This window comes from Streptomyces sp. SID14436 (assembly GCF_010548465.1).
Lineage (GTDB): Bacteria > Actinomycetota > Actinomycetes > Streptomycetales > Streptomycetaceae > Streptomyces.
Map to the genome: position 1 here is coordinate 48809 of NZ_JAAGMD010000791.1, position 12961 is coordinate 61769.

The window sequence follows — 12961 nt, forward strand, 5'->3', positions numbered from 1 at the left end:
AGGGTGTCTCTAAGTTGCGTCAAACTAACACAGGCCCCCTCGGCGCCTCGGACGCGGGGATAGATTGGCGTGGGACGGCGCAGCACCCGAGGCGGAGCGGAGAGAATGCCCAAGATCGAAGCCGGCAGCGTCCAGGAGCACCGGGCCCAGCGGCTCGCGCAGCTGATCGACGCGGCCGAGGCAATCCTGAACGAGAGCGGTGTGGAGGCCCTCACCGCGGGCGCGGTCGCCGCACGGGCCGGCATCGCCCGCAACAGCATCTACCGTTACTTCGACTCCATCGACGACCTGCTCGAACTCGTCGTCACCCGGGAGTTCCCCGACTGGATCGACGCTGTGGAGCGGGCCATCGCGGCCGAGACCTCACCCGAGGAGCAGATGGCCGCCTACGTCAGGGCCAATCTCGAACAGGCCGCTCGCGGCACCCACGGCTGGCGGGCCGCGCTCTCGCGCGGCTCCCTCTCGCCGTCGGCGCGGGAGCGGGTGAGGAGCCTGCACATCTCGCTGCACGAGGCGCTCGCCCGGGTCGTGCGCGAACTGGGGCAGCCGCAGCCCGAGCTGACCGTGGCGGTGGTCCAGGCAGTTGTCGATGCATGCATCCGCAGAGTCGACCAGGGCGACGATCTGACGACCGTGTCCGACTTCGCGGCGGGAGCGACGCGTCGACTGCTCGCGGACGACGACTTGCCGCATCACCCGTGACGCACCCCGCCCGGGCGGCTCACAGGCCCGTCGATAGCGAAGCCCCGGCAGAACGAGCCCGATCCTGAGCCGCCCCGGACCGTGACGCAGACCGCTGGTGGCTCACATACGGGCTAAAGCCCAAGGCCGTGAAGTTTACGATCCGCGATCTGACGTCAAGATGCCGATGCTGATGGTGGCCTTGTAGGTGTGGCGGTCGACCCTGAGGCTCTTGTAGGCGTATCGGGACAGGGGCCGTTTGACCGCGCGGGGGCCGAGGCGGGTTCGCCGTGCGGGCATGAGAGTGCCCAGGACCGCGTGCCCGATCGTGCCGACAAGGTCGATGACGGTGTCGGCGATCACGCCTTGGGCCTGGACGACCTGGTCGCGGGCGGTGTTCAGGGCGATGGGGAAGCTGCAGCGGTCGGGAGCGGTGCCGGACGCCTGGGCCGCGTCGGCCATGGCGATCCGGATCACCTGATAGGCGGTCAGGAGCGCGTAGATCTCCTGGGCGATGCCGGGCCAGGTCCTCGAGCGCAGGACGCGTCGGCCGAGCATCGATTTCTTGATCTCGAGGTAGGCCGGTTCCACTTCCCAGCGCTCGTGGCACAGCCTGACCAGGTCGAACGCCGGGTGGGTGCGGTGGGTAAGGAGCGTGGCGCCCAGCCGGTAGGCGCCGGTGCGGGGCCGGCCTCTCCCTGGCCGTGGCCATGGGAACGGTGGCTCTGCCCGCCGTCACCACCGCCCGGGCCGCCGCGGACCGCGGCACGACGGCCGCGGCCGCCGACCCGAAGCCCGTCGACCGGGCCGTCGCCGCCGCGGACAAGGTCACCTCCAGCGGATTCGACGCCCTCGCCAAGGGACCCGACGAGCGTCCCCTCGGACGCGCCGGGAGGAAGCGGAGGTCTGAACTGGACACTTCCGGGCCGGCCGGGTAGACAGGCACGCGAAGCCTCTGGTGGGCACGGTGCTACTGGCCGAGAGCGTGCCCACCAGGGGCTTCGCCCTGTCTTTCACGCAGTGCGGCTACCCGGCTCACCAGGACAGGCGGGCGGGAGATCGGCGGATGTGAGTCGGGGCGGCACACCGGAGGTGGCGTGATGGATCGCCTTGGACGGCGGCGGCACCCGGCGCAGATCGTGGTGGCGGGGTTCGCCGCGACGATCGCGGTCGGGACCGTCCTGCTGATGCTGCCGTTCGCTCGTCAGGGGCCTGGTGCGGCCGGCATGCCGGACGCCCTGTTCACCGCCGCATCCGCGGTCTGCCTGACCGGTCTGACCGTCGTCGACACGCCGGCCTACTGGACGGGATTCGGACACGCCGTGATCCTCGGGCTGATCCAGGTGGGCGGGTTCGGGATCATGACGTTCGCGTCGCTGCTGATGGTCCTGGTCTCCCACCGGCTCGGGCTGCGCGCGCGCATGACGGCCGCGGCGGAGACGAAAACCCTCAGCCTGGGGGACGTGCGCAGAGTGATCGCCGGCGTGGTCGCCACCAGCCTGTCGCTCGAAGCGCTCACGGCTCTCGTTCTGACCGTACGCTTCGCGGTCGGCTACGACGAACCCTGGCTGCGGGCACTGTGGCTGGGGGTCTTCCATTCCGTGTCGGCCTTCAACAACGCCGGGTTCGTGCTGTATCCCAACAGCCTGATGCTCTTCACGACTGATGCCTGGATCTGTCTGCCCATCGCCTTCGCGGCCATCGCGGGCGGGCTGGGTTTCCCGGTTCTCCTGGAGCTGCGCCGCCGTCTGCACCGGCCGCGCACCTGGTCTCTGCACACGAAGATCGTGCTCTTCTTCAGCGCCGCCTTTCTGATCGGAGGCAGCGTTTTCGTCACGGCGATCGAGTGGTCGAATCCGGCCACGCTCGGCCCGCTCGACGTGAGTGACAAAATACTCGCCGGCTTCTTCCAAGGGGGCGCGATGCCCCGGAGCGCCGGATTCAACAGTCTCGACATCAGCGGAATGAACTCCGCGACCTGGCTGGGTGTGGACGTCCTGATGTTCGTCGGCGGCGCCAGTGCGGGCACGGCCGGCGGCATCAAGATCACCACCTTTGCCGTTCTCTTCTTCGTCGTCTACGCCGAAGTGCGCGGCGAGAGCACGGTCAATATCTTCAGCCGTCGCCTGCACGGCGACGTGCAGCGGCAGGCTCTGACCATCGTCCTGCTGTCCATGGCCGCCGTGGTACTCTCCACGATCGCCGTCATGGTTTCCACCGTCATCAGCCTGGACCAGGTCCTGTTCGAGGTGATCTCCGCGTTCGCCACCGTGGGGCTGACCACCGGCATCACCTCCAGTCTGCCGACCGCGCATCAGCTACTGCTGGTCGTGCTGATGTTCATCGGCCGCCTCGGACCGATCATGGTGGCGTCGGCTCTGGCCCTGCGTTCACGTGTCCGTATGTACGACCTGCCCGAGGAGCGACCCGTCATTGGCTAGCCTTTTCTTCTCCCGGAAGACGCCATCGGTCCGGAGAAGCAGAGCAGGGAGCCGACGCCGAGACACTCGGGCGAGTTCCGTCGCCGTGATCGGCCTGGGCCGGTTCGGCCGGGCTCTCGCCCTGGAGTTGATCGACGAGGACACCGAAGTCCTGGGTATCGACGAAGACCCCGACACGGTCCAGGCCCTGTCCGGCTCCCTCACTCATGTGGTGCGCGCCGATTCAACCAAGGAAGAGGTGCTGCGGCAGCTCGGTGTTCACGAGTTCGACCGTGCCGTCGTCGGCATCGGCACCAATCTGGAAGCCAGCATTCTGACGGCTTCCCTGCTCATTTCCTTCGGCGTCGACGACGTGTGGGCCAAGGCCACCAGTGAGGCGCACGGCCGTATCCTCACCCAGATCGGCGCCCACCATGTCATCTACCCCGAGCACGACATGGGGCAGCGCGTCGCCCATCTGGTGCGCGGCCGCATGCTGGACTACATCGAGTTCGAAGACGACTTCGCCATGGTCAAGACGAGCGCGCCGGCCGACATCGTGGGACTGCCCCTGGGCAGCAGCAACGTACGCACCCGGCACGGCGTCACAGTGGTGGCGATCAAGCGGGCGGGCGAGGGCTTCACCTACGCCACCGCCGCCACTGTCGTGAAGGAGGGTGACACGATCATCGTCGCCGGGCGCACCCGCCAGACCGAACGCTTCAGTGAACTGACGTAGTGGAGCTCATGACGGAATGACTCCTCGGGGTCGGTTGCCCGACGTCAGGTGCTGTCGGGGTGACAAGACCCGATCGTCCACGGTCTGCGCGATGCAGAAAGTTACCGAAGACGGATATTGCTTGGAGGGTTCCGGGGTAGCTGCGCTGGGCAATGCTTGGCGCTTCGGAAGTGAGGCGGGTTCGTGGATACTGCTGCCCGAAATGAGGGCCGGGAGCCGCTTGTCGATCGGCCGATCGCGGCGTCCGCCGCCTTCCAGGGCAGCGCGGAGATCGCCGAGGCCCGTGACATGGCCCGCGACTTCCTCATATCGGTGCGGGCGCAGCACAGACTGCCGGTGTCGGTGCGGGCGATCGGCATGGTGGAGCTGGTCGTGAGCGAGCTGGTCACCAACGCCCGTAAATACGCGCCCGGCCCGTGCCTGCTGGACCTGGAGATCATCGAGGATGCCGTCCAGATCACCGTGTGGGACAGCGACACCACCCTGCCGGAGGTCCATGCAGCCGACGCGGAAAGGGTCGGCCAGCACGGACTGGAGATCGTCATGGCGGTGTCCCGGACCTTCTGCGTTCACCAGGAAGCGGTCGGCAAACGGATCACCGCGTCCGTGGTACTCACCGACGACGCACGGTAGAGACACCGCCAGGCCGCCTTGCCTTCCCCCTGGACTGTCGAACGAGAACGTTCCACAGTCCCGGTCGCGTGGGTAGGGGATGCTCTGTGGTTCGTGGACGGCACGGTCGGGGCCGGTCCGGACGCGGGGTTCGAACGGCCGCCCGTCCCGCAGGGCGGCGCCCTCCAGGACGGGCGAGCTCGCGGACGCGGTGCCGGGGTGCCCACGGGCACCGGCTGGTAGTGGTTCACCCGTGACCGGTACGGCGGGCGCGGTGAACGGCGACGGCGAGGAGCTCGGCGGGGGGTCCGGCGAGATGTCGGCCGGCAGGCCACACCGCGCGCAGCGAGCGGCGCAGGTCGACGCCCTCCACCTCGACCGGAACCAGACGTCCCTGGGCCAGGTCGCCTCGCACCGCGAGCTCGCTGAGGACGGCCGGGCCGGCCCCCGCGACGACCGAGCCCCGCACGGCTGCCGCCGAGCCCAGTTCCAGCAGCGGACGGGCCTCGACATGTGACATATTACATGGTGTTCGTGAGGCGCTTCGCGGCGGCATCGTCATCGGTCCGACGTGTGTCGGTAGGGCCCCTCCTGCACCCGCTGCGGAACCGATGTCGGCCCGAAGAGGCGGCCCCTGTGACCGTCCGGAGGCCCACTGCGTCATGACTTCATCCCGGAAGGCCCCCTGTGAACATCCACCCCGCCCCGACGGCCGACAGCGTGGTCATCTCCCGTAACCCCGCCGACCCCGGCGACGTGCTCGTCGAGCTGTACGGCTGCACCCCCGACACCGCCGCTCGAGCCGTGCAGCGGGCCGCCCGCGCCCAAGCCACATGGCTCGCCGCCGGTGCGGCCGAGCGGTCTGCGGTCCTGCGCCGGGCCGGAGACGCCCTGGAGAGCGCGTACGAAGAACTGACCGGGCTCCTGGTCCGCGAAGTCGGCAAGCCGCTCACCGAGGCCCGCGAGGAACTCACCCGCGCCGTGGCGATCTGGCGCTATTACGCCCAGCTGCCACAGGACGTTCCCGGAGCGGTGCACGAGCCGACGTCCGGACCAGGGCTCCTGCTCACTCGCCGGCGTCCACACGGCGTCGCCGGATTGATCACCCCCTGGCAGTTCCCGCTGGCCGCGCCGTCCTGGAATGCGGCTCCGGCCCTCGCGGCCGGCAACACCGTGGTCCTCAAACCCGCACCGGAGGCCACCGCGTGCGCCCTGCGCCTGACGGAGATCCTCGGGCGGGCTCTCCCCGCGGACGTCCTGCAGGTCGCCCCCGGAGGCGTCGAAGTCGGGGCCACCGTGGCCCGCCTGGCCGATGTGGTCTCCTTCACCGGGTCCCGCGCCGTCGGTACTGCGATGGTGCGCGCCGCAGCGTCCCGGGGCGTGCCCGTTCAGGCGGATATGAGTGGTTACAACACGGCCGTGGTCCTCCCGGATGCCGACGTGGTACGCGCCGCCGCCGACATAGCCGTCGCGGTCGCCGGCTGTGCGGGCCAGAAGCGCACGGCCACCAAGAGGGTGATCGCCGTGGACAGTGTCCTGCCGAAGCTGCGCGAGGCGTTGAGACAGGCTCTGCAAGCTCTGCCCGCCCGTGATCCGAACGCGACCGACTCGGTGTGCGGCCCCGTCATCTCCGAGATGGCCCGTGACCGTGTCGTCCACGTCACGGACAGCGCTCTCGCCTCGGGGGCGGACCTCCTGGCGGGGGATGCCCGGGGTGGCCGGAGAGAGGCGCCGGGCTGGTATGTCGACCCCGTGCTGCTCGAGAATGTGCCCGGACACCATGACCTGAACCGCCGTGAGATCCATGGCCCCGTCGCGGTGTTGTCAGGGGCGTCGGACTTCGACGAGGCGATCCGGGTCGCGGGCAGGTGCCGCCGCGGCGTGGTGTCCTCACTGCATACGAGCAATCTGGAAAAGGCGCTTGCGATGGCGGACCGCCTGAACACGGCGATGGTGCGGGTGAACGCACCGACCACCGGTACCGAGTTCCTGCCCCCCTTCGAGCGGGAGAAGGATGCCCGCAGAGTGCGCGAGAAGGAGCGCGCCACGATGGATTTCTACACCTCCACTCGAACGGTGTCCCTTCTGCCCACCGCGTCGGCCTGAGCTCGTCACAGCGAGGGAGCCCAGGGCCCCGCCGGTCGCACGGACGGGGCGCGTGGAGAGCAACGTGACATTGTATAGTGGGGCAACAAATCCACGGAGGGAACCCATGAGCGAGCTGAAGCCCCGCACACTCATCTCGGTGCACAAGCACCTGCGTGACCAGGTCGCCAACGCCCTCCGCGCGGCACTGATCGCGGGCGACCTGAAGCCCGGGATCATCTACTCGGCACCCACCCTCGCCGCCGAGTACGGCGTCTCCGCGACGCCCGTACGCGAGGCCATGCTGGACCTGGCGCGCGAAGGTCTGGTCGAGGCCGTACGCAACAAGGGCTTCCGCGTCACCGAACTGTCCGAGCGCGACCTGGACGAGTACACCGAGATCCGTTCCCTCATCGAGATCCCGACCGTCGGCAGGGTCACCCGGTCGGCCTCGCGGGAAGATCTCGAGGCCCTGCGCCCCGTGGCCGAAGAGATCGTGGCCGCCGCACGCGCCGGCGACCTCATCGGCTACCTGGAGTCGGACCGCCGCTTCCACCTCGGCCTACTCGGCCTCGCCGGCAACTCCCGCCTCGTCGAGACCGTGGCCGACCTGCGTAAACGCTCCCGGCTCTACGGCCTGACCGAACTCGCGGAAGCCGGGGCGCTGGTGGCCTCCGCGCAGGAACACACCGCACTGCTCGACCTCATGCTGGCCGGGGACTCCGCGGCGGCCGAGGAACACATGCGTCATCACCTTGCGCACGTCCGGACCCTGTGGGCGGCGCGGAACCAGGAGAAGGCAGGGGAGCGCACCTCCTCGGTGCGGAAGCTGGGCACCCGCTGATCCCATCGCCACCGGCCGGCCACGGCTGACGGGGGACGGAGTGATCGGTCGGAGCATCCGTCAGGCCCTCGACCGCCCGACGCACGACACGTCCTTCTCCTTTCCCCGCTCGACGATCGACCAGGGCGTCGCCCTCGTGATGTCCTCCCCGAACGCCGAGACGGTGCCGGCCCGGGGCCTCACGAGGCCGGAGATCGCCGAGACGGTCGTGGACTTCCCCGCGCCGTTGTTGCCCAGGAGGGCGACGATCTCGTTCTCGCGGACGGTGAGGTCGAGCCCCCTGAGGGCTTCCACCTTGCCGTAGGCGACTTCCAGTCCCTTGATGTCGAGGACGGTGTTCACTGTCGCACCTCCGTCGTGTCGCCCGGACCAGAGTGTCAAGAGCGATCATGAGTACGACCGCGATCGCCGTCATCGCGAGCTGCGCCTGGGTGATCTGCGCGCCGGCGATGTTCAGCGTGCCGCCCCGGACCTCGATCTGGTACACCTCCGGGGTCGGGCCGAACGCGACCGCGATGCCGTACTCGAGCGCGAAACTCGCGCCGACGGCGGTGATGAGAACGGACAGTCTCGACGCGCTCCGCAACGGCCGGTAGGCCACCCGTTCCATGACCATGCCGAGGGTACCGGTCGCGATCATCGCGACGATCATGATGGCGACGAGCGCGACGAGTCCGCCGCCGAGTGCACCGGCACTGACACTGAGCATGGCGAAGCCGGCGAATGCCCCGAGCATGTACAGATCGCCGTGGGCGAAGTTGAGCAGCTGTGTGACGTCTGGCCTTCTCGTATGCCGTGCGGGCGGCATACGAGAACGCTCAGAGGCTGAAGCCCGCCGGGTAGGGGTCCGACGGGTCGAGCAGGTACTGCGCGGTGCCGGTGATCCAGGCGCGGCCGGTGACGGACGGCAGGACGCCCGGGCGGTCCCCGACCGTCGTCCCACCGAGGATGCGGCCGGTGAACCGGGAGCCGATGAACGACTCGTTGACGAAGTCCCGGCCGACCGGCAACTGGCCACGGGCGTGCAACTGTGCCATCCGGGCACTGGTGCCCGTGCCGCAGGGCGACCTGTCGAACCAGCCCGGATGGATCGCCATGGCGTGCCGTGAGTGCTCCGCCGTCGATCCGGGCGCCTCGAGATAGACGTGGTGGCACACGTCGATCTCCGGGTTCTCGGGGTGGGAGACCGGGTTCTGCTTGTTGATCGCGTCCATGACGGCCAGTCCGGCGTCGAGCAGCCGCTGCTTCTCCGCCCGGTCGAAGGGGATACCGAGATCCTCGGTCCGCACGAACGCGTAGAAGTTGCCGCCGTAGGCGATGTCGTAGCGCACCGCCCCGTATCCCGGGACGTCGACGACCTGGTCGAGTGCGTGGCAGTACGATGCCACGTTCTCCAGGGTCACCGATTCGGCGTGGCCGTCGCGCACCCGCACCCGGGCCGTGACCAGTCCCGCCGGTGTGTCGAGCCGGACCAGCGTCTCCGGCTCGGTCACCTCGACCATGCCGGTCTCCACGAGGACCGTCGCGACGCCGATCGTGCCGTGCCCGCACATGGGCAGGCAGCCGGAGACCTCGATGAAGAGCACGCCGTAGTCGGCGTCCGGCCGGGTCGGCGGCTGGAGGATGGCGCCGGACATCGACGCGTGCCCGCGCGGCTCACACATGAGCAGGGTGCGCAGGTCGTCGCGTTCCGCGACGAACCGCTGCCGCTTCTCGGACATCGTCCCCCCGGGGAGGACACCGACACCACCCGTGATCACCCGGGTGGGCATCCCCTCGGTATGGGAGTCGACCGCGTGGTAGCAGACGGTCGAGCGCATCGTCAGTTCACCCCGGCGTCGATGAGGGCCTGGGTGGCGGCGCGCACGACGGCTTCGGTCTCCGGGGCCAGAGCCTGCCGCGGCGGGCGGCAGGCGCCGCCCCGCCGGCCGATCATGTCCTGGCCGAGCTTGATGGCCTGCACGAACTCCGTCTTGCTGTCCCAGCGCAGCACCGAGTGCAGCCGACGGTAGAGCGGCAGGGCCGTGTCCGGATCGCCGCCGACGGACGCCTCGTACAGCGCAAGACAGGCATAAGGGAAGACCTGCGGATAACCGGCGACCCAGCCCTTGGCGCCGGCCATGCCGACCTCCAGCACGGTGTCGTCCGTACCGATCATGAGGTCGAGACCGGGCGCCAGCTCGGCGATCTCGTAACAGCGCCGGACATCGCCGGAGAACTCCTTGACACCGACGATGAACCCCTCGGCGTGCAGCTTGGCCAGCAGGTCGGGGCGCAGGTCCACCTTGGTGTCGATGGGGTTGTTGTACGCCGTGACGGGCAGCCCCACCGAGGCCACCAGCTCGAAGTGCTCCAGGACCGCGCGGTCGTCGGCGCGGTAGGCGTTGGGCGGCAGGCACATGACGGCCTGGCAGCCGGCGTCCTTGGCGAACTGGGCGTGCCGCCTGGCCTCGGCACCGCCGTAGGCCCCGACACCGGGCATGACGGTGAACCCGTCGGGGGCGTTCGCCACGGCCGTCTCGACGACACGGTCGCGCTCCTCGTAGGTCAGTGTCTGGTACTCGCCCAGCGACCCGTTCGGCGCGACACCGTGCAATCCCTGCTCGGCGAGCCAGGCGACGTTCTCACCGTAGGCGTCGAAGTCGACGGTGAGGTCGTCGTGGAACTGCAGGCTGGTCGCGACGATGACGCCGTGCCAGGGCATGCGGGTCTCTGTCATGTGTGCTCCTTCGGAAGTTGTCGGTGTTCTTCTTCATCGATGTCGGCAAGCGCCCCGAGACTGATGGGCGTTGCGACAAGCCGCTCTGCGGGCGTGTAGGCCCGCTCCCGGGCCGTGAGGCAGTGCACGGCAGGGCCGCACATCCGCCCCTGGCACCAGCCCATCCCGGCGCGGGTCAGTTGCTTGACCTGCCGGTGGTCGTGGGCCCCGCCCCCGGCACAGGCGCTGCGGACCGCGCCCGCGGTGACCTCCTCGCAGCGGCACACCACGGTGTCGTCGCTCAGCCACCACGGCCAGGCCGGAGGGAGCGGATGGGCCAGGGCCATCGCCCGGGCGAAGCCGCGCTGCCGGGCCACCGCGGAACGCACCGCGGACAGCCGCCTGCGCTCCAGCACGGAAGCGGAGCCGGAGTCGGCGAGGACCGATTCCGCGGCCAGACGGCCCTCGCCCACCGCGAGTACCGCCCCGCCCACTCCGCAGGTCTCCCCCGCGGCGTACAGACCGGGGACGGTGGTGCGCTGTCCGCCGTCGACGGCGACGACCGCATTGCCGTCCGGAGCGTCCGTGAGGGCGCAGCCGAGGGGAACGAGCAGGTCGAGCTGGGGTGCGAATCCCCAGCCGACACCGACGGCGTCGACCTCGACCTGTCGTCGGGTGCCGGGCCGGGGGCTGCCGTCCGGCCTCAGCGAGGCGATCCGGACCGCTGTGACGCGGTCGCCTCCTTCGGCGCGGATGATCGCCGTGCGCGGGTGGACCCGGATGCCGTGGCGCGCGAGCGTGGCGCCGTACCGTGCCCCTTCCGTCCACTTGGCGGGGTTGCGCAGCAGTGGCCCGGGGTGGCGCAGCCACGCCAGCGGGTGAGCGGCCTCGCAGACCGCGACGACGTCGACTCCGCGCGCCGCGAGGCCGGCGGCCACCGGCAGCAGGAACGGGCCGGTGCCGCCCAGCGCCACCCGGCTCCCGGCCGTGACCCCGCCGCCCTTGAGCAGCGCCTGGAGGCCGCCGATGGTGAGCACACCGGGCAGGTCCCAGCCCGGGAAGGGCAGTTGCCGGTCGTAGGCCCCGGTCGCCACGAGCAGTCTCGGCGCACGCAGGGCTCCGGCGGTCTCCCGCGGCGCGTCCCGGCGGTCGACCACGTGGACGGCGAATCCGTCGTCCTCGCGGACGGCGGACCAGGCATGATGCGCCAGGCGCAGATCCAGCCGGCCTTTTTGGGAGTACGCCGACAACGCCTGGCTCAGGGCGCGGTAGTCGCGCAGTCCGTGGTGCAGGTCGTCGGTGGGGATCGCCGCCCGCGCATGCTCCGGCGGGTGCCGCCAGTACTGACCGCCGACGGCGGTGCCCGAGTCAACCAGTACCACGCGCAGCCCACCCGCCAACGCCGTGACCGTCGCGGCCATACCGGCCGGGCCCGCGCCCACGACAATGAGGTCGGCCGATTCACTCATCGTCATCCTCCTCGGTCGTGACGGTCATACCCGGGCGCGCCGGTACCAGGCAGGCACGCTGTCCGCCGGCGCCGTCGATCGTCACCAGGCAGTCGAAGCAGACGCCGATCCCGCAGAAGACTCCGCGAGGACGGCGCCCGACGCGGCTGGTGCGCCAGGACAGCCGACCCGCGGCGACGAGCGCCGCTGCGACGGTCTGTCCCTCGACGAACGGCAGTGGCTCGCCGTCGATGATGAGCTCACTCACTCCGGTGCACCTCCAGAGGTGAGGAATCGGTTCGGCAGAAGTCCGGTGTGCGCGGTCGGATCGGCGCCGCGCCAGGTACGGCCGAGCAGGTGGGCCGTCACCAGAGCACCGGTGGCGGGCGCGAGACCGATCCCCGCGCCCTCGTGGCCGCATGCGTGGATGACGCCGGGGGCCCGCGGGTCGGGGCCGACGACCGGCAGGTGGTCCGGGCAGTACGGGCGGAAGCCGCGGTAGCTGCGGATCAGATGGGTCTCGCGCAGGAAGGGGAACAACCGGCAGGCCTGCGAGGCGAGCCGGGTGATCACGGCGGTGTTCATCGTGGTGTCGAAGCCGACGCGCTCCCGACTGGCGCCGATCAGGATCGTGCCGCCGCGCGTGCCCTCCACGACGCACGAGGTCTCCAGTCCGGCGTCGGACGACGCCACGTTGGCGACGTAGTCGGCCGAGTAGACCTTGTGCCGGACCATCGGCGGCAGCGGTTCGGTCACCAGGACGAAACCCCGGCGGGGAAGTACCTCGACGTGCGCGCCGAGCCGCCGGCCGACCTCACCGCCCCAGGTCCCGGCCGCGTTCACGACGGCATAGGCGGGCAGGACGTCACCGGCCGCCGTCCGTACACCGGTCACCCTGCCCTCCCGGCCGGTCACCGCGCCGGTGACCTCACCCGGGTGGAAGCGCGCGCCGCGTTCCACGGCGGCACGCAGCAGGGCGGCCGCCGCGAGCACGGGCTGCACCTGCGCGTCCTGCGGATAGCGGATGCCGCCGGGGAGTCCGGGGGCCAGGTGGGGTTCGACGTCCCGCACCTCACCGACCGGCTCGACGCGGACACCGGCCGCCTCCTGTCGCGCGGCGAACCCGCCGAGCGCCGCGAGGCCTTCGGCCGTGCTCGCGACGACCAGTCCGCCCTTGTGCTCGAGTTCGAAGGAGTCCGGCCCGAGCTCCTCGCCGGCCTCGTCCCACAGGGCACGGCTCAGGCGAGCGAGTTCGAGTTCGGGACCGGGCTCCTTGTCGGAGAGGAGGATGTTGCCCTCTCCGCGACTCGTCGTCCCCGAGCCGACGGCTCCGCGGTCGACGACCGTGACGTCCAGCCCCGCCGACGTGGCGTGGAAGGCGCACGCCGCGCCGACCACGCCCGCACCCACGACGACGACTTTCAGGGTCATCGA

At 70.2% G+C, this 12961-nt stretch carries 15 protein-coding genes and 1 pseudogene; 7 read left to right on the top strand and 9 right to left on the bottom strand.

Going from position 1 to position 12961, the window contains the following annotated elements; genetic code table 11:
• The first annotated feature begins 105 nt into the window (after positions 1-105).
• A complete protein-coding gene (locus G3I53_RS28590; protein ID WP_164333341.1) occupies positions 106-702 on the top strand; it encodes a TetR/AcrR family transcriptional regulator in 597 nt (198 codons plus the stop codon).
• A gap of 135 nt (positions 703-837) precedes the next feature.
• Here the strand turns inward: G3I53_RS28590 and G3I53_RS28595 are convergent, their stop codons facing one another.
• The gene (locus G3I53_RS28595; protein ID WP_164333342.1) at positions 838-1272 is read right to left on the bottom strand and encodes a hypothetical protein; all 435 of its coding nucleotides are present in this window, start codon (positions 1270-1272) and stop codon (positions 838-840) included.
• Between the two features lie 119 nt (positions 1273-1391).
• Here G3I53_RS28595 and G3I53_RS28600 point away from each other — a divergent pair, with 119 nt between their 5' ends.
• The 4 genes from G3I53_RS28600 to G3I53_RS28615 all read left to right on the top strand — a co-directional run bounded on the left by G3I53_RS28600 (position 1392) and on the right by G3I53_RS28615 (position 4473).
• Complete coding sequence (locus G3I53_RS28600) at positions 1392-1619, top strand: hypothetical protein (RefSeq protein WP_164438926.1); 228 nt, start codon at positions 1392-1394, stop codon at positions 1617-1619.
• A gap of 162 nt (positions 1620-1781) precedes the next feature.
• Positions 1782-3122: a potassium transporter TrkG gene (locus G3I53_RS28605; RefSeq protein ID WP_164333368.1), complete on the top strand. Its 1341-nt coding sequence runs from the start codon at positions 1782-1784 to the stop codon at positions 3120-3122.
• Between the two features lie 85 nt (positions 3123-3207).
• Positions 3208-3840, top strand: a complete 633-nt coding sequence (locus tag G3I53_RS28610) for a TrkA family potassium uptake protein (RefSeq protein ID WP_164333344.1) — start codon at positions 3208-3210, stop codon at positions 3838-3840.
• 183 nt (positions 3841-4023) lie between these two features.
• Positions 4024-4473, top strand: coding sequence for an ATP-binding protein (locus tag G3I53_RS28615; RefSeq protein ID WP_164333345.1), 450 nt, complete (start codon positions 4024-4026; stop codon positions 4471-4473).
• Between the two features lie 226 nt (positions 4474-4699).
• Here the strand turns inward: G3I53_RS28615 and G3I53_RS34495 are convergent, their stop codons facing one another.
• Positions 4700-5116 carry a LysR substrate-binding domain-containing protein gene (locus G3I53_RS34495; protein ID WP_164333346.1) on the bottom strand — a complete coding sequence of 139 codons (417 nt, stop codon included), beginning with the start codon at positions 5114-5116 and terminating at the stop codon, positions 4700-4702.
• Between the two features lie 56 nt (positions 5117-5172).
• Here G3I53_RS34495 and G3I53_RS28625 point away from each other — a divergent pair, with 56 nt between their 5' ends.
• Entirely contained in the window at positions 5173-6558 is a 1386-nt protein-coding gene (locus G3I53_RS28625) for an aldehyde dehydrogenase family protein (RefSeq protein ID WP_343240705.1), read from the top strand.
• 106 nt (positions 6559-6664) lie between these two features.
• A complete protein-coding gene (locus G3I53_RS28630) occupies positions 6665-7381 on the top strand; it encodes a GntR family transcriptional regulator (protein WP_164333347.1) in 717 nt (238 codons plus the stop codon).
• Between the two features lie 60 nt (positions 7382-7441).
• Here G3I53_RS28630 and G3I53_RS28635 read toward each other — a convergent pair whose 3' ends face one another.
• The 7 genes and pseudogenes from G3I53_RS28635 to G3I53_RS28665 form a co-directional block, all read right to left on the bottom strand.
• Entirely contained in the window at positions 7442-7723 is a 282-nt protein-coding gene (locus G3I53_RS28635; RefSeq protein WP_343240703.1) for an ATP-binding cassette domain-containing protein, read from the bottom strand.
• 76 nt (positions 7724-7799) lie between these two features.
• Positions 7800-8189 (bottom strand): annotated as a pseudogene (locus G3I53_RS28640) (branched-chain amino acid ABC transporter permease); the annotation flags it as partial.
• A 10-nt stretch (positions 8190-8199) separates the two neighbouring features.
• Complete coding sequence (locus G3I53_RS28645; protein ID WP_164333348.1) at positions 8200-9201, bottom strand: proline racemase family protein; 1002 nt, start codon at positions 9199-9201, stop codon at positions 8200-8202.
• Between the two features lie 2 nt (positions 9202-9203).
• Positions 9204-10100, bottom strand: coding sequence for a dihydrodipicolinate synthase family protein (locus G3I53_RS28650; RefSeq protein ID WP_164333349.1), 897 nt, complete (start codon positions 10098-10100; stop codon positions 9204-9206).
• Positions 10097-11548 carry an NAD(P)/FAD-dependent oxidoreductase gene (locus tag G3I53_RS28655; protein WP_164333350.1) on the bottom strand — a complete coding sequence of 484 codons (1452 nt, stop codon included), beginning with the start codon at positions 11546-11548 and terminating at the stop codon, positions 10097-10099. The genes G3I53_RS28650 and G3I53_RS28655 overlap by 4 nt, the downstream gene beginning before the upstream one ends.
• Positions 11541-11795: a (2Fe-2S)-binding protein gene (locus G3I53_RS28660; protein ID WP_164333351.1), complete on the bottom strand. Its 255-nt coding sequence runs from the start codon at positions 11793-11795 to the stop codon at positions 11541-11543. The genes G3I53_RS28655 and G3I53_RS28660 overlap by 8 nt, the downstream gene beginning before the upstream one ends.
• Positions 11792-12958, bottom strand: coding sequence for an FAD-dependent oxidoreductase (locus G3I53_RS28665; RefSeq protein ID WP_164333352.1), 1167 nt, complete (start codon positions 12956-12958; stop codon positions 11792-11794). Before G3I53_RS28665 ends, G3I53_RS28660 begins: the two co-directional genes overlap by 4 nt.
• Positions 12959-12961 lie beyond the last annotated feature (3 nt).

Excerpts from the sequence above, each read along its gene's own strand:
- G3I53_RS28590 (WP_164333341.1), top strand. The coding sequence starts at position 106 with ATGCCCAAGATCGAAGCCGGCAGCGTCCAGGAGCACCGGGCCCAGCGG.
- G3I53_RS28600 (WP_164438926.1), top strand. The coding sequence starts at position 1,392 with ATGGGAACGGTGGCTCTGCCCGCCGTCACCACCGCCCGGGCCGCCGCG.
- G3I53_RS28605 (WP_164333368.1), top strand. The coding sequence starts at position 1,782 with ATGGATCGCCTTGGACGGCGGCGGCACCCGGCGCAGATCGTGGTGGCG.
- G3I53_RS34495 (WP_164333346.1), bottom strand. The coding sequence starts at position 5,116 with ATGACGCAGTGGGCCTCCGGACGGTCACAGGGGCCGCCTCTTCGGGCC.
- G3I53_RS28630 (WP_164333347.1), top strand. The coding sequence starts at position 6,665 with ATGAGCGAGCTGAAGCCCCGCACACTCATCTCGGTGCACAAGCACCTG.
- G3I53_RS28645 (WP_164333348.1), bottom strand. The coding sequence starts at position 9,201 with ATGCGCTCGACCGTCTGCTACCACGCGGTCGACTCCCATACCGAGGGG.
- G3I53_RS28650 (WP_164333349.1), bottom strand. The coding sequence starts at position 10,100 with ATGACAGAGACCCGCATGCCCTGGCACGGCGTCATCGTCGCGACCAGC.
- G3I53_RS28655 (WP_164333350.1), bottom strand. The coding sequence starts at position 11,548 with ATGAGTGAATCGGCCGACCTCATTGTCGTGGGCGCGGGCCCGGCCGGT.
- G3I53_RS28665 (WP_164333352.1), bottom strand. The coding sequence starts at position 12,958 with ATGACCCTGAAAGTCGTCGTCGTGGGTGCGGGCGTGGTCGGCGCGGCG.